This is a genomic window from Stenotrophomonas sp. 22692, assembly GCF_052045015.1.
Classification (GTDB): domain Bacteria; phylum Pseudomonadota; class Gammaproteobacteria; order Xanthomonadales; family Xanthomonadaceae; genus Stenotrophomonas; species Stenotrophomonas geniculata.
In genome coordinates this window covers 1-24,729 of record NZ_JBQEMR010000050.1, presented here as the reverse complement: position 1 = coordinate 24,729, position 24,729 = coordinate 1, and the positions used below count along the sequence as shown (strand labels likewise).

General features: G+C 68.8%; 14 protein-coding genes. All 14 read left to right on the top strand.

What is annotated here, in order from left to right:
- Positions 1–192: 192 nt before the first annotated feature.
- The 14 genes from purL to gspD all read left to right on the top strand — a co-directional run bounded on the left by purL (position 193) and on the right by gspD (position 24,538).
- A complete protein-coding gene (purL, locus tag ACTJJM_RS19655; RefSeq protein ID WP_197596022.1) occupies positions 193–4,077 on the top strand; it encodes a phosphoribosylformylglycinamidine synthase in 3,885 nt (1,294 codons plus the stop codon).
- Between the two features lie 438 nt (positions 4,078–4,515).
- Positions 4,516–11,697, top strand: coding sequence for an ESPR-type extended signal peptide-containing protein (locus ACTJJM_RS19650; protein WP_440865903.1), 7,182 nt, complete (start codon positions 4,516–4,518; stop codon positions 11,695–11,697).
- Positions 11,698–11,854: 157 nt separating this feature from the next.
- Positions 11,855–13,708, top strand: a complete 1,854-nt coding sequence (locus ACTJJM_RS19645; protein WP_019338022.1) for a S8 family peptidase — start codon at positions 11,855–11,857, stop codon at positions 13,706–13,708.
- Between the two features lie 136 nt (positions 13,709–13,844).
- Positions 13,845–15,569 carry a type II secretion system ATPase GspE gene (gene gspE / locus ACTJJM_RS19640; RefSeq protein ID WP_043402652.1) on the top strand — a complete coding sequence of 575 codons (1,725 nt, stop codon included), beginning with the start codon at positions 13,845–13,847 and terminating at the stop codon, positions 15,567–15,569.
- 24 nt (positions 15,570–15,593) lie between these two features.
- Positions 15,594–16,814, top strand: coding sequence for a type II secretion system protein XpsF (gene xpsF / locus ACTJJM_RS19635; protein WP_057504182.1), 1,221 nt, complete (start codon positions 15,594–15,596; stop codon positions 16,812–16,814).
- Between the two features lie 49 nt (positions 16,815–16,863).
- On the top strand, positions 16,864–17,307 hold the full coding sequence (gene gspG / locus ACTJJM_RS19630) for a type II secretion system major pseudopilin GspG (RefSeq protein WP_010482031.1): 444 nt from the start codon (positions 16,864–16,866) through the stop codon (positions 17,305–17,307).
- Positions 17,308–17,313: 6 nt separating this feature from the next.
- Positions 17,314–17,808 (top strand): type II secretion system protein XpsH, encoded by a 495-nt coding sequence (gene xpsH, locus ACTJJM_RS19625; RefSeq protein ID WP_010482028.1) that lies wholly within the window; start codon positions 17,314–17,316, stop codon positions 17,806–17,808.
- Complete coding sequence (gene xpsI / locus ACTJJM_RS19620; RefSeq protein ID WP_010482027.1) at positions 17,805–18,224, top strand: type II secretion system protein XpsI; 420 nt, start codon at positions 17,805–17,807, stop codon at positions 18,222–18,224. The genes xpsH and xpsI overlap by 4 nt, the downstream gene beginning before the upstream one ends.
- Positions 18,221–18,853, top strand: a complete 633-nt coding sequence (locus tag ACTJJM_RS19615) for a type II secretion system protein J (protein WP_010482024.1) — start codon at positions 18,221–18,223, stop codon at positions 18,851–18,853. The genes xpsI and ACTJJM_RS19615 overlap by 4 nt, the downstream gene beginning before the upstream one ends.
- Entirely contained in the window at positions 18,850–19,713 is an 864-nt protein-coding gene (locus ACTJJM_RS19610) for a general secretion pathway protein GspK (RefSeq protein WP_010482023.1), read from the top strand. The genes ACTJJM_RS19615 and ACTJJM_RS19610 overlap by 4 nt, the downstream gene beginning before the upstream one ends.
- Positions 19,710–20,855 carry a PilN domain-containing protein gene (locus ACTJJM_RS19605; RefSeq protein ID WP_049453378.1) on the top strand — a complete coding sequence of 382 codons (1,146 nt, stop codon included), beginning with the start codon at positions 19,710–19,712 and terminating at the stop codon, positions 20,853–20,855. The genes ACTJJM_RS19610 and ACTJJM_RS19605 overlap by 4 nt, the downstream gene beginning before the upstream one ends.
- Positions 20,830–21,543, top strand: a complete 714-nt coding sequence (gene gspM, locus ACTJJM_RS19600; protein WP_010482015.1) for a type II secretion system protein GspM — start codon at positions 20,830–20,832, stop codon at positions 21,541–21,543. The genes ACTJJM_RS19605 and gspM overlap by 26 nt, the downstream gene beginning before the upstream one ends.
- Positions 21,533–22,327, top strand: coding sequence for a hypothetical protein (locus ACTJJM_RS19595; protein ID WP_010482014.1), 795 nt, complete (start codon positions 21,533–21,535; stop codon positions 22,325–22,327). The genes gspM and ACTJJM_RS19595 overlap by 11 nt, the downstream gene beginning before the upstream one ends.
- A gap of 9 nt (positions 22,328–22,336) precedes the next feature.
- Positions 22,337–24,538, top strand: coding sequence for a type II secretion system secretin GspD (gene gspD, locus ACTJJM_RS19590; protein WP_440865902.1), 2,202 nt, complete (start codon positions 22,337–22,339; stop codon positions 24,536–24,538).
- The last annotated feature ends 191 nt before the right edge of the window (positions 24,539–24,729 follow it).

The following is a 24,729-nucleotide window of genomic DNA, read 5'->3' as shown; positions in this document are numbered from 1 at the left end:
CCCCCCCCCCCCCCCCCCCCCCCCCCCCCCCCCCCCCCCCCCCCCGCCATCCCACGGGAACCCCGCTTTTGCTTGGGCCGTTGCCGTTGCTTCGGCCCTGGCCTCGGCGGGTGCCGGGCGCCGCCCGGCCAAAGCCCACCCCCCGCTTCCGGTACAATGTCGGGCCCGTTTCCCAACTACGGTTCCCCGGACATGATGGTCCTCGAGGGCGCGCCCGCCCTGTCGCCGTTCCGCCGCGAACGTCTTGAATCCCGCCTGCAGTCCATCGCTCCCTCCCTGCGCATCAGCGGTGCCTGGCACGTCTACTTCGTGCAGCCCGAAGGCAGCGCCGCCCCCGACCTGACCACGCTGTGCCGCATCCTCGAAGCTGCGCCGCAGGCCGAGGCCCTGGCCGAAGGCGCGGTCAGCCGCATCGTGGTGCCGCGCCTGGGCACGCTGTCGCCGTGGTCGAGCAAGGCCACCGAGCTGGTCCGTGGTGCCGGGCAGCCGGTGTGCCGGGTCGAGCGCGGCCTGCGCATCGACGTGCAGGGCTGGCCGGCCGATGCCGCCGCCCAGCAGGCGCTGGTCAAGGCGCTGCACGACCCGATGACGCAGTCGGTGCTGGAGACCGTGGGGCAGGGCCAGGCGCTGTTCTCGGCGCCGGCCCGTGGCGAACTGGAACGCGTGCCGGTGGACCAGCTGGAGGCCGCCAACCAGCGCCTCGGCCTGGCCATGGCCCAGGACGAGATCGACTACCTGCGCGAACGCTTCACCGCGCTGGGCCGCGCGCCGTCCGACGTCGAACTGATGATGTTCGCGCAGGCCAATTCCGAGCACTGCCGGCACAAGATCTTCAACGCCAGCTGGACCATCGACGGTCAGGAGCAGGACCGCTCGCTGTTCCGGATGATCAAGAACACCCACCAGCAGACCCCGCAGCACACGCTCAGCGCGTACAGCGACAATGCGGCGGTGATTGAAGGCCATCCGGCCTCGCGTTACCGCCCGGACCCGGCCAGTGGCGAATACCGCCGCGAAGCACAGGTGCCCAGCGCGTTCCAGATCAAGGTGGAAACGCACAACCACCCGACCGCGATCGCGCCGTTCCCGGGCGCATCGACCGGCAACGGTGGCGAGATCCGCGACGAAGGCGCGACCGGCCGTGGTGGCAAGCCGAAGGCGGGCCTGTCCGGTTTCTCGGTCTCGCACCTGCGCATTCCGGAACTGCCGCAGCCGTGGGAAGCGCCGCGCGCGCTGAACCCGCGGATGGCACCGGCACTGGAAATCATGACCGACGGCCCGCTGGGCGGCGCTGCGTTCAACAACGAATTCGGCCGCCCGAACCTGCTCGGCTACTTCCGCAGCTTCGAGCTGCCGGAAGGCGCCGATCTGGTCCGCGCCTACGACAAGCCGATCATGCTGGCCGGTGGCCTCGGCGCGATCGATCGCGTACAGGTTGACAAGATCCCGCTGCAGGCCGGTGATGCGGTCATCGTGCTCGGTGGCCCGGCGATGCTGATAGGCCTGGGCGGCGGCGCCGCCAGTTCGGTGGCCTCCGGTGAAAGCGCCGAGGACCTGGACTTCGCCAGCGTGCAGCGCGACAACCCGGAAATGGAGCGTCGCTGCCAGGAGGTCATCGACCGCTGCGTGGCAATGGGTGCCAACAACCCGATCAAGTTCTTCCATGACGTCGGTGCAGGTGGCCTGTCCAATGCCATCCCCGAACTGCTGCACGACTCGAACGTCGGTGGTGTCATCGACCTGGGCAAGGTGCCCACCGATGACCCGTCGCTGTCGCCGATGCAGCTGTGGTGCAACGAATCGCAGGAACGCTACGTGCTCGGCGTGGCCCAGGAGCGCCTGGCCGAGTTCGCCGCGCTGTGCGCGCGCGAGCGCTGCCCGTTCGCTGCCGTTGGCGTGGCCACCGCTGAAGAGCACCTGGTGGTCGCCTACGGCGCCGTGCCGGGCCACACCCCGGCCGATGCGCCGATCGACCTGCCGATGGACGTGCTGTTCGGCAAGCCGCCGAAGATGCACCGCGACACCGCGCACCCGCCGGCACCGCGCTGGCCGGCGCTGAAGACCGGCGGCCTGGACCTGCAGGAAGCCGGCCTGCGCGTGCTCGCGCACCCGACGGTCGCTTCGAAGAACTTCCTGGTCACCATCGGTGACCGCAGCGTCGGTGGCCTGACCGCGCGCGAACAGATGGTCGGCCCGTGGCAGCTGCCGGTGGCCGACGTGGCGATCACCCTGGCCGACTTCGACGGCGTGGCCGGCGAAGCGATGTCGATCGGCGAGCGCACCCCGCTGGCCCTGCTTGATGCGGCTGCTTCGGCACGCATGGCGGTGGGCGAAGCGCTGACCAACCTGTGCGCGGCCCCGGTCGATGCGCTGGATGAGATCAAGCTGTCGGCGAACTGGATGGCCGCGGCCGGCCACCCCGGCGAAGACGCGCTGCTGTACGACGCGGTGAAGGCGGTGGGCATGGAACTGTGCCCGCAGCTGGACATCAGCATCCCGGTCGGCAAGGACTCGCTGTCGATGCAGGCGCAGTGGCACGACCAGGGCGAAGCGCACAAGAGCGTGTCGCCGGTGTCGCTGGTGATCTCGGCGTTCGCGCCGGTGGCCGACGTGCGCCAGCAGCTGACCCCGCTGCTCGACCGTGATGTGGACAGCGAGCTGTGGTTGATCGGCCTCGGCGCCGGCAAGCAGCGCCTGGGCGGTTCGATCCTGGCGCAGGTGCATGCCGACCACGGCGACCTGCCGGCCTTCGCCGGCGCCGCACCGGACCTGGACGACCCGCAGCGCCTGCGTGGCTTCTTCGAGCTGATCCGCGATGCGCGCCAGGCCGGCCTGCTGCTGGCTTACCACGACCGCAGCGACGGCGGCGCCTTCGCCGCGCTGTGCGAAATGGCCTTCACCTCGCGGCTGGGCCTGGACATCACCCTCGATGCCTGGGGCGACGATCCGTTCCGCAGCCTGTTCAATGAAGAGCTGGGCGCGGTGGTGCAGATCGCCCGCGAAGACCGCGCCGCCTTTGCCGACCTGGTCGAGCGCCATGCACTGATCGAGTGTGCACAGCGCATCGCCAAGCCGACCACCGCACCGGTGGTGCGCGTGTCGCTGGCCGGCGAGAACCTGGCCGAATGGCGCTGGGAAGCGCTGTTCGACGCCTGGTGGTCGGTCACCCACGCGATGCAGAAGCGCCGCGACAACCCGGCCAATGCCGATGCCGAGCGCGAGATCGCCCGTGCCTTCACTGCGCCGGGCCTGAAGCCCAAGCTCAGCTTCGACCTCAATGAAGATGTGGCCGCCCCGTTCATCAGCACCGGCGCGCGTCCGCGCGTGGCGGTACTGCGCGAGCAGGGCGTCAACGGCCAGATCGAAATGGCCAACGCCTTCGAACGTGCCGGCTTCCGCGCCTTCGACGTGCATATGAGCGACCTGATCGAAGGCCGCGTGGCATTGCAGGACTTCACCGGCCTGGTCGCCTGCGGTGGCTTCAGCTACGGCGACGTGCTGGGTGCCGGCCGCGGCTGGGCCACCTCGATCCTGGAGCGCAGTGCGCTGCGTGATGCCTTTGCCGCGTTCTTCGCGCGCGAGGACAGCTTCGCGCTGGGCGTGTGCAATGGTTGCCAGATGATGAGCCAGCTCAAGGGCATCATTCCGGGCGCCGAGCACTGGCCGCAGTTCCGCCGCAACGCCAGTGAGCAGTTCGAAGCCCGTACCGCGCTGCTGGAAGTGGTGGAGTCGCCGTCGATCCTGCTGCGTGGCATGGCTGGTTCGCGCCTGCAGGTGGCGGTGGCGCATGGTGAAGGCCAGGCCGTGTTCGACAATGCCGTCGACCAGGCAGCCGCTCGCGTTTCGCTGCGCTACATCGATGGCAACGGCAACGTGGCCAGCCAGTACCCGCTGAACCCGAACGGTTCGCCGGACGGCATCACCGGCCTGACCAGCAGCGACGGCCGCGTCACCATCATGATGCCGCACCCGGAACGCACGCCGCGCGCGCTCAACATGAGCTGGGCGCCGGCCGAGTGGCAGGGTGACTCGCCGTGGATGCGCATGTTCCGCAACGCGCGGGTATGGTGCGGCTGATCGCAGCGTTCTGCGCAGGCCGCAATGCCGCTGCGTACGGAAAAACCCGCCGTTGATCGGCGGGTTTTTCTATGCGCGCGTGAAACTCCTGTCCCGACCGCTAGTTACATCGATTTTCATGCGGCGGAACTTCGTCACGCTTGCCTAACAAAACACTTTCATAAACAGGTGAAAGGGTGAACTGCTTCACGGCAATAGGATTTGTCGTGTCAAAGTCTTGACGATTTGGAAAGTTGCCGTTAACACTTGAACCCCGTTTCAGAATCATTCATTTCGCAGTAACCGGTTGGCGCACGCGCTCGGTTTTCTGTCGCTGCGCGCCGTTCGGCAATACCCCGCAGTAAATCACGCGAATAAACGCCCCCAGGGGACGTTGGGCCGGAAAGCCCAGCGGTGGCGTTGCTTTGCCCAAAACCAGTCCAATCAGGAGCCGTACCGATGAATCGGATTTATCGCAAGGTCTGGAACAAAGCATTGGGTCAGTTGGTGGTGGCCTCGGAACTGGCTTCCTCCGACAGCAGCAGTGGTGGGGTCGTCGACCAGCGCCGCGATGCGACGCAGGCCACGCCCGCACTGCTGGCGGTGGCACTGGGCCTGGTATTGGGGTTGGGCATGAGCGGCACCGCCGCAGCACAGTCGGTGCAGATCGGCGGCAGCGCCACCTGCGTGGCATTCAGCGGCAAGCTGCTCGAAAAGTGCCTGATCGAAGGCTCGGCCAGCGCCAAGGGCAGCAACGCGGTGGCGATCGGCAGCAACAGCAGCGCCACTGCCGCCAACAGCGTAGCGCTGGGCGCCGGCTCCAAGGCCACACGGGCCAACACGGTGTCCGTGGGTGATACCGGCAAGGAACGCCAGATCACCAATGTTGCCGCAGGCACCCAGGCCACCGATGCGGTAAACAAGTCACAGCTGGATGCGCAGGCGCGCGCCACGCAGGCCGCGCTGGCCGATGTCGCCGCAGATGGAAACCGCTATTTCAAGGCCGACGGCGCAGGTGATGACAGCGACGCGGCGAAGATCGACGGACAGGGCGCGGTTGCGGCGGGTGCGGGTGCACAGTCGCTGGCCAACGCCACCACCGCCATCGGTACCCAGGCCATTGCCGCGGGCCTGGGCGCAAGCGCGTTCGGCCAGGGCGCATTGGCGATCGGTGACGCCAGCGTGGTGGTCGGGCAGAGTGCTGCCGCGTTCGGTCTTGGTGACACCGCCGTCGGCGCCAGTGCCTATGCCGCAAGCGAGAATGGCGCGGCCACCGCACTGGGTGCCTTGTCCGAAGCCACTGCCGATGGCGCGACCGCTGTCGGCGGCGGTGCCGTGGCGATGGGCCCGGGCAGCACCGCATTGGGCCGCGGCGCCACCGCCGCCAACGAAGCGTCGATCGCAGTCGGTGCGTTCAGCACTGCTGTCGGTGAATACAGCACCGCGCTGGGTTCGAATTCCGCTGCGGTTGCCACCGGCAGCGTGGCGCTGGGCGCGGGTTCGCTGGCCGACCGCGTCGATACCGTGTCAGTCGGTGCCGCCGAATACGGCCTGACCCGGCAGATCACCAGCGTTGCCGCAGGCACCGAAGACAACGATGCGGTCAATGTCGGCCAGTTGAAGGACGTGGCCGCCGTGGCCGATGCCACCGCCAAGCGCTTCCAGGCCACCGGCAGCAGCAACAGCGATGCCGGTGCACTGGCCGAAGGTGACGATGCACTGGCGGCCGGCGAGGCCGCCAATGCCCTCGGCAACGGCACCACGGCCGTCGGTGCAGGGGCAGCGGCCGTCGCGCAGAACGCGACCGCCGTGGGCAACAACGCACTGGCCTCGGGCCAGAACAGTGCCGCGTTCGGCAACAACGCGCAGGCCAACGGTCCAGGCAGCGTTGCCGTGGGTGGTGCTGCGGTGGATGCCGACGGCAACCCGCTGATCACCAGTGGCGGCGTACCGGTGGAGACCGGCGCGACCAGCGCAGGCGTCGGTGGCACCGCGGTGGGCGCCAGTGCCGAAGCCAGCGGATTTGCGGCGTCGTCCTACGGTGTGGGTGCCTATGCGGCCGGCGCGCAGGCATCCGCGTTCGGTGCGGTGGCCAATGCCATCGGCGACTATTCCACCGCACTGGGTACCCAGAGCAATGCGACCGGCACCAGCAGCGTCGCCATCGGTGGCCCGGCCGACCTGATTCCCGGCCTGGGCTTCTTCGTGCAGACCCAGGCCAGCGGCGAAGCCGCGACCGCCGTCGGTGCCGGCGCCATCGCCAGTGGCGATCGTGCGGTGGCCAACGGCAGCCTGAGCGAAGCCTCCGGTGCTGAAGCCACCGCTGTTGGCTACTTCGCCTATGCACCGGGTGAGAACGCCAGTGCGCTGGGCGCGCAGACCTGGGCCAGCGGTGCGCAGAGCACTGCAGTGGGTTACTACGCCACCGCACGCGGCGCCAACAGCGTCGCGCTTGGCGCGAACTCCGAAGCGGTGCGTGCCAACAGCGTGGCCGTTGGCAGTGCAGGCAACGAGCGGCAGATCACCAGCGTTGCTGCGGGCAGCGAAGCCACCGATGCAGTGAACAAGGCGCAGCTCGATGCCGTGGCCAGCACCGCCGACCGCACCGCGCGCTTCTTCCAGGCACAGCCGGAAGCCGACAGCGATGCCGGCGCGCTGGCCGAGGGCGAGGGCGCCGTCGCCGCCGGTTCGTCGAGCAATGCGATCGGCGCCGGCGCAGTAGCCCATGGCGCGGCTGCGTCGGCCATCGGCGATGACAGCGTGGCCGTGGGCCGCAACAGCGCAGCCACCGGCAATGGCGGTGTCGCCATCGGTGGCCTCGGCCAAGCCTACGACGAGTTCAACCAGCCGATCATCGGTGCCGATGGCACGGCACAGCAGGTGGGCACCACTGCCGTCGCCGATGCCACTGCGGTGGGCAGTGGCGCGCAGGCCACCGGGGCTGCCAGCAGCGCCTTCGGCAACGCGGCCAAGGCCAGTGGTGGCAACAGCTTCGCCGCCGGCGGCAAGTCGCGCGCCACCGGCAGCTATGCGGTCGCGGTCGGCGACAGCGCCTTCGCCAGCAGCGATGACAGCACCGCAGTAGGCGGCTACAGCTGGGCCACTGCCAGTGGTGCAGCAGCATTCGGTTCGGGTGCATGGGCCACCGCCACCAATGCCTCGGCGTTCGGTAATGCGGCGTGGGCCAGTGGCAGCGGCGCCACGTCCATCGGTTACAACAGCTGGGCCAACGGCGCCAGTTCCACGGCGGTCGGCCGCGGTGCCTTCGGCTATGGCGACAACAGCGTGGCACTGGGCTTCCAGGCGCTGGGCAACAGCATCAACAGCATCGCCATCGGCACCAATACAGTGGCCGGTGGTGAAAGCGCGATCGCGCTTGGCGCCGGCAGTAACGCCAGCGCCAGCAACGCTGTCGCGCTCGGTGCCGGTTCGGTTGCCAGTCGTGCACGTACGGTATCGGTGGGTAGCAGCGGCAACGAACGCCAGGTCACCAACGTCGCCGCGGGCACCCAGGCCACCGACGCAGTGAACAAGGCACAGCTGGATGCGGTTGCGACCACCGCCACCACCACCAGCCGCTTCTTCCAGGCCACCGGCAACGGCGACGACGTAGCCGGTGCACTGGTGGAGGGTGACAACGCACTGGCGGCCGGTGATGCCGCCAACGCCATCGGCAATGGCGCCACCGCACTGGGCAGCGGCGCCAACGCGCTGGCCAGCAACGCACAGGCGCTGGGTTTCAATGCACTGGCAACCGCGGCCAACGCCAGCGCTGTCGGTGCCAACGCACAGGCCACGGGCGAGTACGCCACCGCGCAGGGTGCGGAAAGCGAAGCCAGCGGCGAGCAGAGCGCGGCGTTCGGTGCGGCCAGCATCGCCAGCGGCGCCGGTAGCACTGCCAATGGCGTGCTGTCCGAAGCGTCCGGCGAAGAAGCCGTGGCCGTGGGCTACTTCAGCAATGCCAGCGGCGACGCGGCCACCGCTGTCGGCAGCGAGAGCGTGGCCAGTGGTACGGCGTCGGCGGCCTTCGGTATCGGTGCCGAAGCCAGCGGCGGTTACAGCACTGCCATCGGTGGCTATGCACAGGCCTCGGCCTTCAATGCCACCGCGTTCGGCAACTTCGCCAATGCATCCGGATCCAACAGTGTGGCGGTGGGTGGCGATTCGGAAGCCTCCGGCGCCTACAGCACCGCCACCGGCCAGGGCAGCCTGGCGACCGGCACCAACAGCGTCGCCGTGGGTGGTTCGTTGTTCGGCGTGCTGGCCACCGAGGCCTCGGGCAACTACTCCACCGCGGTGGGTGGTGGTGCCTGGTCGGGCGGCATCAACAGCACCGCGCTGGGCAATGCCGCCGAATCGCGCGGTGCCAACAGCGTGGCGCTGGGTGCCGATTCGATCGCCGATCGCGACAACACCGTGTCGGTGGGCGGCGGTGGCAACACCCGCCAGATCACCAATGTGGCCGATGGCACGCAGGGCAATGATGCGGTCAACAAGAACCAGCTCGACGCCGTCGCCGCGGCAGCGGAAAAGACCCGCCGGCAGTTCCAGGCCAGTGGCAACGCCGACGGTGAAACCGGCGCGCTGGTGGAGGGCGATAACGCGCTGGCGGCCGGTGATGCGGCCAACGCGATCGGCAACGGTGCCACCGCGCTCGGCAGCGGTGCCAATGCGCTGGCCGCCAACGCCACCGCCGTGGGCATCGATGCGCTGGCCACCGGCAGCAACGCGGCTGCCCTGGGCAGCACGGCACAGGCCACCGGCGAGGACAGCCTGGCCCTGGGCAGCGGTGCCGGCGCCAGCGAGGTTGGTGCAAGCGCGGTGGGGGCGCGTGCACAGGCCAGCGGCGCCTACAGCACGGCCACAGGTACAGAAGCCAATGCCAGCGGCGGGCAGGCGCTCGCCAGCGGTTTCCGCAGCGCGGCTTCGGCTGATGGCACCACCGCGGTGGGTGGCTACGCCGAAGCCAGCGGCCGCCTCGGCACCGCCCTGGGCTATGGCTCGGCGGCCAGCGGTGCCAACACCACTGCAGTCGGCTTCGGTGCCGCGGCGGCCGGTACCGGTGCCGTTGCCGTGGGTCAGTCCAGCGAGGCCAGTGGCGAGGAGAGCGTGGCCATCGGCGGCAGCACCTTCTTCGGCCTGATCCCGTCGCGTGCCAGTGGGACCGGTGCGGCGGCGTTCGGCGCCGGTGCATGGGCCACCGAAGACTACGCGACCGCGATTGGCTGGAACTCGTGGGCGGCAGGCAGCAGCGCCACCGCGCTGGGGGCCAACGCCACTGCCAATGGCAGCAACAGCGTCGCGCTCGGTGCTGGCTCCAAGGCTGACCGTGACAACACCGTAGCCGTCGGCAAGGCCGGCGGTGAGCGCCAGGTGACCCACGTCGCGGCGGGCACTGAAGCCACCGATGCGGTGAACAAGGGCCAGCTGGATGCGGTCGCCAGCGTCGCCGACAAGACCAGCCGGCAGTTCCAGGCCAGCGGCAATGCCGATGGCGAAGCCGGTGCACTGGTGGACGGCGACAACGCACTGGCTGCCGGCAATGCGGCCAACGCCATCGGCAACGGCGCCACCGCGCTGGGCAGTGGCGCCAATGCCATGGCCGCCAATGCCACTGCCGTGGGCTTCGATGCGCTGGCCACCGGCAACAATGCGGCGGCGCTCGGCAACGCGGCGCAGGCCGGAGGTGTCGACAGCGTAGCCGTGGGCAGTGGCGCCAGCGCCAGCGAACTCGGCGCCAGTGCTACCGGCGCCGGTGCACAGGCCAAGGGTGCCTACAGTACCGCCAGCGGTGCGCAGGCCACAGCCAGCGGCACCCAGTCACAGGCCAGTGGTTTCCGCGCCAATGCCTCGGCCGATGGTGCGTCTGCGCTGGGCAGCTATGCCGAGGCCAGCGGTCGCCTGGGTACCGCGGCCGGCTACGGCAGCAAGGCAACCGGCGCCAATGCCACGGCGGTAGGTGTGAGTGCCACCGCCAGTGCCGCAGGCAGCGTGGCGTTGGGCGCGGGCTCGGTCGCCGACCGTGCCAACACTGTGTCGGTCGGCAGCGCGAGCAGTGATCGTCAGATCACCCGTGTCGCTGCCGGTACCGAGCGCACCGATGCGGTCAATCGTGGCCAGCTCGATGCGGTCGCGGCGACCGCCGATGGCACGGCCCGCTACGTCAAGGCCACCGGCGCAGGTACCGCCAGTGCCAACGGCAGCGATGCCGCCGCGATCGGTTCGGCAGCCACTGCCAGCGGCGCACGCAGCAATGCCCTGGGTGCCAATGCGATGGCCATCGGCAACGGTGCCTTGGCACTTGGCACCAGCGCCGGCGCATCGGGCGCGAACTCGGTGGCGCTGGGTGCCGGTTCGCGTGCACTCGATGCCAACGTGGTGTCGGTCGGCGGTGGCAATGGCACCGATGGTCCGGCCACGCGCCGCATCGTCAATGTGGCCGATGGCCGCATCGCCGCCGGCAGCAGCGATGCCATCACCGGTTCGCAGCTCAACGTCACCAACCAGCGGGTGGGCGCGGTGGAAACCCGCGTCGGTGATTTCGATTCGCGCATCGCCACCGTGGAAACCACGGCGGCCAGCGCGGTCAGCTATGACGACGCCAGCCGTGACCGCCTGACCCTGTCCGGTTTCCAGGGCACCACCATCGACAACGTCGGTGCCGGCAGCATCGCTGCGGGCAGTCGCCAGGCGATCAACGGCGGCCAGCTGTTCCAGTCGCTCAGTGATGCCGCCAGCTTCCTCGGCGGTGGTGCCAGCGTTGGCATGCAGGGTGTGTTCGTGGCGCCGAACTATGTGATCCAGGGCGCCACCTACAGCAATGTCGGCGATGCGCTCGGCGCGCTGGACCGCAAGGTCAGCGAGATCGACCGCCGCACCGCCGGTGGCACGCGTGCCGGGACTGCCAGCCTGCGCGCAATGAGTACCCCGCTGGATGACAGCCCGCTGGCCAGCGCCGCCGATGCACCTGCAACGGCCGACGCGGCACCGGCCAGCACCGCGCGCGTGCAGGGCACGCCGACCGCTGCCGCCGCCGGTGCCGGGATTCCGGTCGGCACTCCCGCGACGGGCTTCAATGCCGTCGCCATGGGCGAGGGCGCGGTCGCCAGCGGTGCTTCGTCCACCGCCATCGGCCAGGGCGCCAATGCCACCGCGGCGAACGCGGTGGCACTGGGCCAGGGCTCGGTTGCCGATCGTGCCAACACGGTCTCGGTGGGCAGTGAAGGCAACGAGCGCCAGGTCACCAACGTGGCGGCCGGTACCACGGCCACCGATGCGGTCAACAAGGGCCAGCTCGACCGTGGCATGGCCACGGCCAACAGCTACACCGACAGCCGCGTCCAGGCCGTCGCCGACAGCTTCGATGTGTTCAAGGGCGAAATCGACGGACGCCTGCGCCACATGGATCGCCGCATCGACCGCCAGGGGGCGATGAGCGCGGCGATGCTCAACATGGCCACCAGTGCCGCCGGTATCCGCACCCAGAACCGGGTCGGCGTCGGCATTGGCTTCCAGGGCGGCGAGTCGGCGTTGTCGCTGGGCTACCAGCGTGCGATCAGCGATCGCGCCACGGTGACCTTCGGTGGTGCCTTCAGCAGCGACGACAGCTCGGTTGGCGTCGGTGCCGGCTTCGGCTGGTAAGCCACTCCATCGCGCCGGTGGCCACCCACGCCGGCGCAGCACCTGCAGTGAGGGCCTGGGGGGAGGTCACGGCAATCCCGGCTGGGCCGGCCGGGAGTCGTCAAGGAATGATGGCCGCAGTGTTGGTTCGATCCATGACCCAGAAGAGGAATTCGACGTGATCAAGAAGCAGAACCTTCGCATCAATGTGCTTGCCGCCGCCGTGCTGTCGATGACGGCTGTCGGTGCCGTCCACGCCGCTGGACTGCCGACCCGTGAACCGGTGCGCCAGGCCAGCACCGCCCAGCCGGGAACCGAGCGCATCATCGTCAAGTACCGGGCCGGTGCTGCTGCCGCCACTGACCGCTCGGCGAAGCTGTCCACCGTGCAGTCCGCACTGACCCGTGCCAGCCTCTCCGGCGGCACATCCCGCGCCAGCACGCTCGGCCCGCAGGTGGTCCGCAAGCTGTCTACCGGGGCGGACCTCATCCGTGTGCAGGGCCGCCTGGCCCCGGCCGAACTGCAGCGCGTACTGAAAGAGCTGAAGGCCGACCCGTCGGTGCAGTACGCCGAAGCCGACGTGAAGCTGCGCCGCACCGAACTGCGTGCCGGCAACGTACAGCCGGCGCTGGTGCCGAACGATCCCTTCTACCAGCAGAACCAGTGGCATCTGCACAATGCGGTCGGCGGCATCAACGCACCGGCGGCATGGGATGTCTCGCAGGGTGAGGGCATCGTGGTGGCGGTGATCGATACCGGCATCCTGCCGCAGCATCCGGACCTGGTCGGCAACCTGCTGGAGGGTTATGACTTCATCAGCGACGCGGAGACCTCGCGGCGCCCGACCAACGATCGCGTGCCGGGTGCGCAGGACTACGGTGATTGGGTCGAGAATGACAACGAGTGCTATGACGGTTCGCTGGCCGAGGACAGTTCCTGGCACGGCACCCACGTCGCCGGCACCGTGGCCGAGCAGACCAACAACGGCGTCGGCATGGCCGGTGTCGCCTACAAGGCCAAGGTACTGCCGGTGCGCGTGCTCGGTAAGTGCGGTGGCTACCTGTCCGACATCGCCGATGCGGTGGTCTGGGCGTCGGGTGGCACGGTGGCCGGCATTCCGGCCAACACCAATCCGGCCGAGATCATCAACATGAGCCTGGGTGGCGGTGGCGCCTGCGCCAGCACCTACCAGGACGCGATCAACGGCGCGATCTCGCGCGGTACCACCGTGGTGGTGGCGGCCGGCAATGAAGCCGACAACGCGTCCAAGTATCAGCCGGCCAGCTGCGAAGGCGTGGTGACCGTGGGTGCCACCCGCATCACCGGTGGCATCACCTACTACTCCAACTACGGCACCCGCGTGGACCTGTCAGGTCCGGGTGGCGGTGGCAGTGTGGACGGCAACCCGGGCGGCTACATCTGGCAGACCGGCTCCAATGCGGCCACCACGCCGGAATCGGGCACGCCGGGCTACATGGGCATGGGCGGTACCTCGATGGCCTCGCCGCATGTGGCCGCCGTTGCCGCACTGGTGCAGAGCGCGCTGATCGCCAAGGGCAAGGATCCGTTGACCCCGGCCGCGATGCGTACCCTGTTGAAGGAAACCGCACGTCCGTTCCCGGTCACCATTCCGGCGGCGACCCCGATCGGTACCGGTATTCTCGATGCCAAGGCCGCGCTGGCCAAGGCACTGGAAGAACCGTGCACCGAGAACTGCGGGCCGGTGGCCACGCCGCTGACCAACAAGGCCGCCGTCGGTGGCCTGAACGGTGCCGCCGCCAGCAGCCGCCTGTACAGCTTCGAAGCCGTCGCCGGCAAGCAGCTCAGCGTGATCACCTACGGTGGCACCGGCAATGTCTCGGTCTACATCGCGCAGGGGCGTGAACCGAGCGCCAGCGACAACGACGCCAAGTCGACCCGTCCGGGCACGTCCGAGACGGTGCGGGTGAACAAGCCGGTGGCCGGTACCTACTACATCAAGGTAGTCGGCGAAGCGGCCTACAACGGCGTGAGCATCCTTGCCACGCAGTAAGCTGGAACTGTCGTAATTGAATGGCCGAAGCCCGTCATCCCGTGTGACGGGCTTCGTCTTTTTACGAAAGGTGGTGGAGGGGCGGCGGAAATCATGGCTTAACTGTTAAAGTCGAGCCGATTGACAGGAGAGTCATGTGAACGCGCTTGCTGCTACCGCCGCTGCCGACAACGCTGAAGGCCGCATCCTGGATGCGCTGCTGGCGCGCGGCCGGCTGAAGGAAGGCGATCTGGCACGTGCGCGGCCGCTGCACGCAGAGGCCGGCGGCAGCCTGCTGGGCCTGCTGGTGCGGCTGGGGCTGGTGTCCGAGCGTGACCAGGCACAGGCCAGCGCCGAAGTGCTGGGCCTGCCGCTGCTGGAAGGCAAGCAGCTGCCGGAAGCACCGCCACAAGGGCTGGCGGAAGGCCTGCCGTTGTCACTGCGCTTCCTCAAGCAGTTCCACGTCTGCCCGCTGGCCCTGGATGAACAGGGCGTACGGCTGTGGCTGGCCGACGCCCATGATCCCTACCCGCAGCAGGCGGTGCAGCTGGCACTGGGCGTGCCGGTGACGCCGGTGCTGGGCATGCGTGCGGAGATCGATGACCTGGTCGAGCGCTGGTTCGGCCAGGGCCGCAGCGCGATGGGCGCGATCGTCGAAACCGCCGATGGCGAGGGCGGTGCGGTCGATGACATCGAGCACCTGCGCGACCTCGCCTCGGAAGCGCCGGTGATCCGCCTGGTCAACCTGGTGATCCAGCGTGCAGTGGAGCTGCGCGCTTCGGACATCCATGTCGAACCATTCGAGAGCCGGCTGAAGGTGCGCTACCGCGTCGACGGTGTACTGGTGGAGGGCGAAAGCCCGCCGGCCAACCTCACCGCGGCGGTGATCAGCCGCATCAAGATCATGGCCCGGCTCAACATCGCAGAGCGCCGCCTGCCGCAGGATGGCCGCATCATGCTGCGCGTGCAGGGCAAGGAGCTGGACCTGCGCGTGAGCACGGTCCCGACCGCGCATGGCGAAAGCGTGGTGATGCGATTGCTGGACCGCGAAACGGTGGTGTTCGATTTCCACCGCCTCGGCTTCACCGATGCGTTCCTGCCGCAGTTCCGCAAGGTGCTGGAGCAGCCGCATGGCATCCTGCTGGTGACCGGCCCCACCGGCTCGGGCAAGACCACCACGCTGTATACCGCGCTGAGCCAGCTCAATACCGCCGACGTCAAGATCATCACGGTCGAAGACCCGGTGGAATACCAGATCGAGGGCATCAACCAGATCCAGGCCAAGCCGCAGATCGGCCTGGACTTCGCCAACGCCCTGCGCAGCATCGTGCGCCAGGATCCGGACATCATCATGATCGGCGAAATGCGCGACCTGGAAACCGCGCGCATTGCGATCCAGTCGGCGTTGACCGGCCACCTGGTGCTGTCCACCCTGCATACCAACAACGCAGCGGGTGGCATCACCCGCCTGCTCGACATGGGCGTGGAAGACTACCTGCTCACGTCCACCATCAACGGCATCCTCGCCCAGCGCCTGGTGCGCCGGCTGGAACCGACCCACGCCGAGCGCTATGAGGCCTCGCCGGAGGAAATCGAACGATTCGAGCTGCGCCGCCTGCAGCCGGAAGGGCCGATCCACCTGTATCGCCCGAAGCCCTCCGCGCTGGCGCCGACCGGTTATCTCGGCCGCACCACCATCATGGAATTCCTGGTGATGAACGATGCGCTGCGGCGCGCGGTGATGCGCCGCGATGGCATGGGCGAGATCGAACGCATCGCCCGCGAAGCGGGCATGCGCACGATGTACGAAGATGGCCTGTCCAAGGCCCTCAGTGGCCAGACGACCATCGAGGAAGTCCTGCGTGTCACCGAGGAAAGCTGATGCGCGCAGGACGCCGGGGCTGACATGCCGACCTACCGTTACAAGGCACTGAATCCGCACGGCGAGATCTTCGACGGGCAGATGGAAGCGGCCAGCGAGGCCGAACTGGTCGCGCGCCTGCAGGACCAGGGTCATCTGCCGATGGAAACGCAGCTGGCCGATGGCGGTGCGATCGGCGGCAGTACCTGGCGCAACCTGTTCCGCCAACGGCCGCTGCAGGGCGCGGCATTGCTGCAGTTCACCCAGCAGCTGGCGACACTGCTCGGTGCAGGCCAGCCGCTGGATCGCGCGCTGTCAATCCTGCTCGGCCTGCCGGAAGACGAACGCTCGCGCCGTGCGATCACCGACATCCGCGATGTGGTGCGCGGTGGTGCGCCGCTGTCGACCGCACTGGAGCGCCAGCATGGGTTGTTCTCGCGCCTGTACGTGAACATGGTGCGTGCCGGTGAGGCCGGCGGCAGCCTGCACGAAACCCTGCAGCGCCTGGCCGACTACCTCGAACGCAGCCGGGCCCTGCAGGGCAAGGTGATCAACGCGCTGGTGTACCCGGCCATCCTGCTGGTGGTGGTGGGCGGTGCGCTGCTGTTCCTGCTCGGCTACGTGGTGCCGCAGTTCGCGCAGATGTACGAGAGCCTGGATGTTGCGCTGCCGTGGTTCACCAACGCGGTATTGCAGCTGGGCCTGTTCGTGCGTGACTGGTGGGTGTTGCTGCTGGTGGTGCCGGCAGTACTTGCGCTGTTCTTCGAACGCAAGGCACGGCAACCGGCCTTCCGGCTGGCGCTGGATGGCTGGCTGCTGCAGCGTCGCAGCATCGGCCGCCTGCTGGGTGAACTGGAAACCGCGCGGCTGGCCCGCACGCTGGGCACCCTGCTGCGCAATGGGGTGCCGCTGCTGGGTGCCCTGGGCATCGCCCGCAACGTACTGGGCAACCGCGCGCTGGCCGCCGATGTGGAAGCTGCCGCGGATGAAGTGAAGAACGGTACCGGCCTGTCGCTGGCACTGTCGCGCGGCAAGCGTTTCCCGCGCCTGGCGCTGCAGATGATCCAGGTCGGTGAGGAATCCGGTGCACTCGATACCATGCTGCTGAAAGCGGCCGATACTTTCGAACAGGACAGCGCCCGGCGCATCGACCGCCTGCTGGCGGCGATGGTGCCGGCGATCACCCTCGTACTGGCCTCGGTGGTCGGCGCGGTGATCGTCGCCGTGCTGGTGCCGCTGTACGACCTGACCAATGCCATCGGTTGACGATGGATCCCTACGCAACCCCGACACTCCGCAACTGAAAGGACCGACCATGATTGCTTCCCGTCGACCGATCCGCCTTTCCTTCACCGCCGCGCGCAACCAGTCGGGCATGAGCCTGCTGGAGATCATCATCGTCATCGTGCTGATCGGCGCAGTGCTGACCCTGGTCGCCAGCCGCGTGCTGGGTGGCGCCGACCGCGGCAAGGCCAACATCGCCAAGGCACAGGTGCAGACCGTCGCATCCAAGGTCGACAACTACCAGATCGATACCGGCAAGCTGCCCGGCTCGCTCAATGATCTGGTGACTGCACCGGCTGGCGTCGGTGGCTGGTTGGGCCCGTATGCCAAGCCGGCCGATCTGAACGATCCGTGGGGCCATGCGCTGGAGTACCGCACGCCGGGCGAAGGCCAGCCGTATGAGCTGATCAGCCTGGGCAAGGACGGCAAGGCCGGCGGCAGCAGCGTCGACGCTGACATCCGCTACCAGCCGTAACCGGGCATGTCGCATTTCCTGCCGCGCCGGTTGCCACGCCCGCGCCTGCCCGGCAGGCGCGCAGCGGGCCTGTCGCTGCTGGAAATGCTGCTGGTGATCGCGCTGATCGCCGCGATCGGCCTGATCACCGCTGCCGGCCTGTCGCGCGGTTTCGCCGGCATGCAGCTGCGCAGCGCCGGCAAGGACATCGCCAACCAGCTGCGCGTGGTGCGCGCGCAGGCGATCGCCCGCGGCGAACCGCAGCGCTTTGTCATCGAGCCGGCCAAGCGGCGCTGGGAAGGCGCCAACCAGCGCCACGGCGACGTGCCGGCACAGCTGCAGGTGCAGTTCGAAGGCGCCGCGCAGCTGGCCACCGCGCCAGGGCAGGGCGTGATCGAGTTCCATCCCGACGGCGGCTCCAGCGGCGGTCGCATCCGGCTGCAGCGTGATGATGCCGAGTGGCGCATCGACGTGGGCTGGCTGACCGGTGAGGTCCGCTCCGGCCCCTGGCGGGCGCAATGAAGCGGCGCGCCCGCGGCTTCACCCTGCTGGAAGTGATCATCGCCTTTGCCCTGCTCGGGCTGGCGCTGACCCTGCTGCTGGGCAGCCTGTCAGGCGGCGCCAGGCAGGTGCGTGAGGCCGAACTGCGCACGCGCGCAATACTGCATGCGCAGTCGTTGCTGGCCGAAACCGGCGTCGCCACGCCGCTGCAGGTGGGCAGCCAGCAGGGCGACTGGGAGCAGGGACGCTACCACTGGGAACTGCAGGTGCAGCCGTGGGTGGAGCCACGTGCAGGCAGCGTCGTGCAGACACAGTCAGCCGGTGCCCCCTGGCTGGCCGAACTGCAGCTGCAGGTGCGTTGGGGTGACAGCGAACGCGAGCAGCTGCGCTGGCGCAGCCTGCGCCTGCTGCCGCCGGATCTGGAGCGTGCGCGATGACGCGCCGTGCTGCAGGTTTCACGCTGGTTGAAGTGATGCTGGCCACGGTGCTGTTGGCCGGTGGCCTGGCGCTGGCGTTCGCCAGCGTGCGCTCGGCGATGGCGGTCAGCCAGCGTGGCGAGCAGATTGCGGCCGAGAGTGAGCGCATGCGCGCGGTGCAGGCCCTGTTGCGGCGGCAGCTGGCCGGTGCGCTGCGCACGCCGCTGGAAGTCCCCGATCCCACCCGCGAACCGATCTTCTTCCAGGGCGAAGAACAGCGCATGATGTTCGCCGCTGATCTCCCGGGTTACCTCGGCCGTGGCGGAGCCTACCTGCACGCGCTGCAGGTGGACGGCCGCGATGGCCAGCAGCGCCTGCTGCTGGACCTGGTGCTGCTGCAGGAAGGCGAGCGCATCGCCGAAAATCCGCCGCGCCCACCGGAAGTGCTGGTGGAGAACCTGAAGTCGGTGCAGCTGCGCTATCGCGGCATCGATGCCAGTACCGGCCAGATGAGCGACTGGATGCCGCGCTGGGACGATACCCGTCGTCTGCCGATGCTGGTGGAGATCCAGATCGTGCCCGCCAAGGGGGCGCCCTGGCCCACGCTGGTGGTGGCACCGCGCGCTGGCGGCAGCGGAGGCGCGCGATGAACCGGCAACACGGTGCGGCACTGGTCCTGGTGCTGTGGTTGATCGCATTGATGACCGCGCTGGTCGGTGCGTTCGCGCTGAGCGCACGGGTCGAGCATCTGCAGCAGCGGGTGCTGGATGACGACGCACGCGGCCAGGAACGGGCGCGCGCCGGCCTGGAGTACGCGCTGCTGCGGCTGTCCGCCGATCCGCTGCGGGCGCCCTGGCGTGCCGATGGCCGCACCTACCGCTGGCAGTTCGATGACGCCAGCATCGAGATCAAGGTGCTGGACGAGAACGGCAAGATCAACCTGAACCTGGCCGACGTGACCCTGCTGACCGCGTTCCTCAAGGCGCTCGGCGAAGACGAAGGGGCGGCCCGGCAGATGGCCGGCGCCATTGTCGACTGGCGTGATGAAGACAGCCTGCTGCAGCCGGGTGGTGGCGCCGAAGCGCCGGACTATGCGGCGGCCGGGTTGCCGTATGGCCCGCGCAACAAGCGTTTCGAGACGCTCGGCGAACTGCAGCGGGTACTGGGGATGCGCGGTCCGCTGTACAAGGCCATGCTGCCGCACCTGACCCTGTACAGCCGCCAGGCGCGCCCGGATCCCCAGTTCGCCAGCGCGCCGGTGCTGACCGCACTGGGCCTGGATGCGGATACCGTGCTGGCGCAGCGCGCGCAGCAGGAGCGTGACGCAGATACCGCTGGCGGTGCGACAACGCTTGCCAGCAGCAGCGGCACCTATAGTATCGAGTCTCGTGCAACCGATGGCAGTGGACGCCGGTCGGTGTTGCAGGCAGTGGTACGCAATGGCTCGGGCGGGGTTCCCGGGCGGTCCTACACAGTGCTTCGCTGGGAGCAGGGAATGACAGCAAGATGACGGCATGGCAGGAAAGTGTGCGGCAGGTGCAGGGCCGGATCGGGCCTGGCGCCGGCCGTTTCCTGCGCTGGTGGCGGCAATCGCTGCTGGCCTGGGTGCCGGCGCGTTGGCAGTGGGCACTGGGCTGGGCACAGGCGCGCCTGCTGCTGCAGCGCCAGGGTGACCAGCTGCAGGTCTGGCGAGAGGCCGGTGAGCGCCGCGAAGCGGTGGCCAGCGTGCCGTGGCCGCTGTCGCCGGCCGAACTGGACCGCGTGCTGGAACCGCGACTGCGCAGCCTGCCGCGGGCGTGGCTGCTGCCGGCCAGCGAAGTACTGCGTCGTCATCTGCGCCTGCCTGCGGCTGCGGCCGACCGCCTGCGCGCCGTGGTCGGTTTCGAGATCGACCGCCAGACGCCGTTCGAATCCAGCCAGGTCAGCTATGACGTGCGTGAACTCGGGAGCGCGGCCGAAGGCCAGCTGCAGATCGAACTGGTTGCCTGGCCATTGCGCCAGCTTGAAGCGTGGCGCGCCAGCGTGGGCGAGTGGGCCGATGCGCTGGCCGGTGTCGATGCCATCGACGCCCACGGTGACCCCCTGCAGGTGAATCTGTTGCCGCCGGGGCAGCGCCAGCTGCGGGTGGATCCGACGCGGCGCTGGAATGTGCTGCTGGCCGTGGCCGCGCTGGTGATGCTGGTGCTGGCGGCCCTGCAGCTGCTCGACAACCGCCGTGCCGCCGCCGATGAGCTGCGTGCGCAGGTTGAACGCAGTGCGCGCAGTGCGCGTGGTGTCGCCAGCGAACGCGCGCAGCTGCAGGCACTGATCGATGGTGCCGCATTCCTGGAAAAGCAGCGCAGCCAGCGCGCCGGAACGGTGGAAATCTGGAATGAACTGACCCGGCGCCTGCCGGAGGGCACCTACCTGGAAAAGCTGGCCATCGAGAACAACAACCTGCAGCTGATCGGCCTGAGCCGCGAGGCCTCGCAGCTGGTGCAGCTGCTGCAGGATGCGCCGCAGTGGCGCAAGGTCAATCTGACCGGCGTACTGCAGGCCGATGGCGCCGCCAGTGGCCGTGACCGCTTCACCATGACCGCCGAACTGCAGCCGTTGCCGGCTGCGGCCCCGACCCGGGAGGCGGCCGATGCCGATGCCAAGCGCACGCCGTGACCGCTGGCTGGCACTGGCGCTGCTGCTGGCAGTGCTGGGCCTGGCCTACCTGCTGCTGGTGCACCCCTGGTTCACCCAGCCGCTGCGCGAAATCGATGCCGACGTGGCCGCCCTGCGCGAGCGCGAACAGCGCGTGCAGGCGCAGCTGCAGCAGCAGCCGCAGATCGAACAACGCCTGCGCGCCACCCGCGAGGCACTGCAGCAGCGGCCGGGCTTCCTGCGTGAAGCCACCGCCGAAGCTGCAGCCGCTGCGCTCGGCGCGAAGCTGCAGGATGCGGTGGCGATGGCCAGCCCGGGCAACCGCAGCTGCACCATCAGCAACCGCACGCCACTGACCGACAACCGTCGTGACGCCGAGTTCGTGCGCGTTGCCATGCAGGTGCGCCTGCGTTGCGGTGTGGCCGAACTGGCCACGGTGCTGCACAGCCTGGAAACCGGCAGCCCGCGCCTGTTCGTCGACAACCTCAACCTGATCGCGCAGCGCTTCCAGCAGTCGCCGAATGAATCCGGGCTGGGCCTGGACGTGTCGTTCGAACTGGCCGGCTACCTGCTGCCCGGTGCCGCTGCCGATGGCGCTGCGCCGGCACCTGCAGCCGAGCCGGGCGCGGCGCCGCAACCGCCTTCGGCTGCACCGGCACCCTCACCGGCTGTGCCGGAAGAGGGGCAGGAGGTGGCCGATGAAGCTTGAGCAGATCAGCCTGCGCACCGGTTTCCTGCTGGCACTGGCCGGCTGGGCGGCAGCGGTCTGGCTGGCCACCGGCTTCGGCCTGGGCAGCCAGCTGCCAGGTGCGGATGGCGATGCCGATGCAGTGCCTTCGTTGCCGGTGCTGCCGCCGTTGGCCGCAGAACGCATGGCCAGCGCCGACAGCTACAGTGCCATCGGCGAGCGACCGCTGTTCGCCGAGGACCGCAGGCCGAAGCCCTACCTGCTCGGTGGCAGCGAGCCTGCCGCCAGCGCCGCGCTGCGCCTGACCGGCGTGCTGCTGACCGGCGACTTCGGCATGGCCACCTTCACCACCGAACAGAACCGTTCGTTGCGCCTGCGCCTCAACGGTGAAGCCGTCGACGGCTGGCAGCTGGTGGCACTGCAGCCGCGCCAGGCCACCGTGATCGGCCCCGGTGGCAACCAGGTGCTGGAACTGGCGGTCTTCAACGGCCAGGGCGGTGAGCCGCCGACCGTGCTGCGCGGCGCCAACGGTGCGCCGCCGGCAGGTGCGATCGTTGTGCCGCCCCCGGCAGGTGCTCCGCCGACACCGCCGCCGGCTGCGGCAACTCCATCGCCGTCGCCTGCTGCCAGTACGCCCGCGCCCTCGGCTGCGGCGGCCGCCACACCGCCTGCCACCAACAACGGCCCCAGCGAAGCGCAGATGCAGGCCATCCGCGAACGCATCCAGGCCCGTCGCCGCCAGCTGCAGCAACAACAACAGCAGCAACAACCGTCGCCGCCCCCGGGCGATGGCACCAACCGATAGAGTGAATGCATGAGCCTGCGTTTCCTTCCCTGGTCCTTTGCCCTCGCGCTGCTGGTCGGCTGCAGCACCGTGTCCGCGCCGCACGTGCAGCGCAAGGGCAATCTGTCGCCCACTGCCGAGGCCGGCCAGGCGGCCAATGTCGCCGCGGATGCTGCCCGTGACGCCCAGGGCGCTCCGCAGGCAGTGATCCGCCGTGGCACCGGCACCATGATCAACCGCGAAGCAGCACGCGCACCGGCACCGGCACTGCATGGCGCCAGCACCGGTGAAGCAACCTTCAATTTCGAAGGCGAATCGGTGCATGCGGTGGTCAAGGCCATCCTCGGTGACATGCTGGGCCAGAACTACGTGATCGCACCGGGGGTGCAGGGCACGGTCACCCTGGCCACGCCCAAGCCGGTGTCGCCGGCGCAGGCGTTGAACCTGCTGGAGATGGTGCTGGGCTGGAACAACGCACGCATGGTCTACAGCGGTGGCCGCTACAACATCGTCGCCGCCGACCAGGCGCTGGCCGGTACGGTCGCGCCGAGCACGGCGCCCGCTGCCAGTGCGCGAGGCTTCGAGGTACGGGTCATCCCGCTGCAGTTCATCTCCGCCACCGAAATGAAGAAGGTACTGGAGCCGTATGCGCGGCCCAATGCCATCGTCAACGTCGACAGCGGCCGCAACGTGATCACCCTGGGTGGTACCCGCGCCGAGCTGGAAAACTACATGCGCACCGTCGAGATCTTCGACGTCGACTGGCTGTCGGGCATGTCGGTGGGCGTGTTCCCGATCCAGTCGGGCAAGGCCGAACAGGTGGCTGCCGACCTGGAGAAAGTGTTCGGCGAGGAGAGCAAGACGCCCAGCGCCGGCATGTTCCGCTTCCTGCCCCTGGAAAACGCCAACGCGGTGCTGGTGATCACCCCGCAGGTGCGCTACCTGGACCAGATCCAGCAGTGGCTGGACCGCATTGATACGGCCGGTGGTAGTGCCCGCCTGTTCTCCTACGAGCTGCGCTACATCAAGGCGCGTGACCTGGCCGAACGGCTCAGTGAAGCCTTCGCCAGCAGCGGCAACCGTGGCGGTTCCAGCCCGGCCTCGCTGGCCCCGGGTGCGATGCCGTCGCAGCTGGGCAGCGACGGCGACCGTGGCATGGACAGCAACAACAACAGCAGTTTCGGCTCGACCCCGGGCAGCGGTTCCAGTGGTGCCGGCAACGGCAGCATGAACCTGCCGCAGCGCCAGTCCGGCAACGTCAGCGTCAGCCTGGAAGTGGATGGCGATCGCGTGGGCGTGTCGGCGGTGGAGGAAACCAATACCCTGCTGGTGCGCTCCACCCCGCAGGCCTGGCGCTCGATCCGCGAGGTGATCGAGAAGCTGGACGTGATGCCGCTGCAGGTGCACATCGAAGCGCAGGTGGCCGAAGTCTCGCTGGACGGTGACCTGAAGTACGGCGTGAACTGGTTCTTCGACAACGCCGTGGCCGGGCGCGCACTGACGGGAGCCCTGGGCGGCGTGACCCTGCCGGCAGCAGCGGGTGGCTCCTGGAGCAGCTTCGCCGGTGCCGCGACCGGTGGCGAAGGCCTGGGCTGGGCGTTCACCGGCCACAATGGTGCGGCGGTGGTGAGCGCGCTGGACAAGGTCACCGATGTACGCCTGCTGCAGACCCCTTCGGTGTTCGTGCGCAACAACGCCGAGGCCACGCTCAACGTGGGCGACAAGGTGCCGATCAACACCACCACGGTGAACACCGGCATCGGCACCAGCAGCTACAGCTCGGTGCAGTACATCGACACCGGCGTGATCCTGAAGGTGCGCCCGCGCGTGACCCGCGACGGCACGGTGTTCCTCGACATCGTGCAGGAAGTGAGCAGCGCCTCGAACGTACCGGAGAACTGCAACCCGCAGGAGCGCAACTGCAACCCGCGCATTTCCACCAAGAAGCTGTCGACCGAAGCGGCGGTGCAGAGTGGCGACACCATCATGCTGGCCGGCCTGATCACCGATACGGCCACCGATGGCAGCAGCGGCATTCCCGGCCTGAGCCGGATTCCGGTGGTGGGCGCGCTGTTCGGGCAGAAGAGCCGCACCAGCCGTCGTTCGGAGGTGATCGTGCTGCTGACCCCGAGCATCGTGCGCAACAGCCAGGAAGCGCGCAATCTGACCGACGAGTACAGCCAGCGCTTCCGCGCGATGGAACCGCTGAACCAGCCGCGCGCAAAGAAGTAAGGGGGTTGCGGCAGGGCTGCGCCCTGCACCCGCAGAGGCTGAAGCTGGAGCAACGGCAACGGCAACAGCAACAGCAACAGCAACAGCGGGTTTACTGAGGGATGGCGGGGCACTGTGGGTTTGCGGGGACGCCGTAAACCCGTCCATGGGGGCTTGGTCGCCGCATCCATGCGGCTCACACCCCGCAAACC

Excerpts from the sequence above, each read along its gene's own strand:
- purL (WP_197596022.1), top strand. The coding sequence starts at position 193 with ATGATGGTCCTCGAGGGCGCGCCCGCCCTGTCGCCGTTCCGCCGCGAA.
- ACTJJM_RS19650 (WP_440865903.1), top strand. The coding sequence starts at position 4,516 with ATGAATCGGATTTATCGCAAGGTCTGGAACAAAGCATTGGGTCAGTTG.
- xpsF (WP_057504182.1), top strand. The coding sequence starts at position 15,594 with ATGCCGACCTACCGTTACAAGGCACTGAATCCGCACGGCGAGATCTTC.
- gspG (WP_010482031.1), top strand. The coding sequence starts at position 16,864 with ATGATTGCTTCCCGTCGACCGATCCGCCTTTCCTTCACCGCCGCGCGC.
- xpsH (WP_010482028.1), top strand. The coding sequence starts at position 17,314 with ATGTCGCATTTCCTGCCGCGCCGGTTGCCACGCCCGCGCCTGCCCGGC.
- xpsI (WP_010482027.1), top strand. The coding sequence starts at position 17,805 with ATGAAGCGGCGCGCCCGCGGCTTCACCCTGCTGGAAGTGATCATCGCC.
- ACTJJM_RS19615 (WP_010482024.1), top strand. The coding sequence starts at position 18,221 with ATGACGCGCCGTGCTGCAGGTTTCACGCTGGTTGAAGTGATGCTGGCC.
- ACTJJM_RS19610 (WP_010482023.1), top strand. The coding sequence starts at position 18,850 with ATGAACCGGCAACACGGTGCGGCACTGGTCCTGGTGCTGTGGTTGATC.
- ACTJJM_RS19605 (WP_049453378.1), top strand. The coding sequence starts at position 19,710 with ATGACGGCATGGCAGGAAAGTGTGCGGCAGGTGCAGGGCCGGATCGGG.
- gspM (WP_010482015.1), top strand. The coding sequence starts at position 20,830 with ATGCCGATGCCAAGCGCACGCCGTGACCGCTGGCTGGCACTGGCGCTG.
- ACTJJM_RS19595 (WP_010482014.1), top strand. The coding sequence starts at position 21,533 with ATGAAGCTTGAGCAGATCAGCCTGCGCACCGGTTTCCTGCTGGCACTG.
- gspD (WP_440865902.1), top strand. The coding sequence starts at position 22,337 with ATGAGCCTGCGTTTCCTTCCCTGGTCCTTTGCCCTCGCGCTGCTGGTC.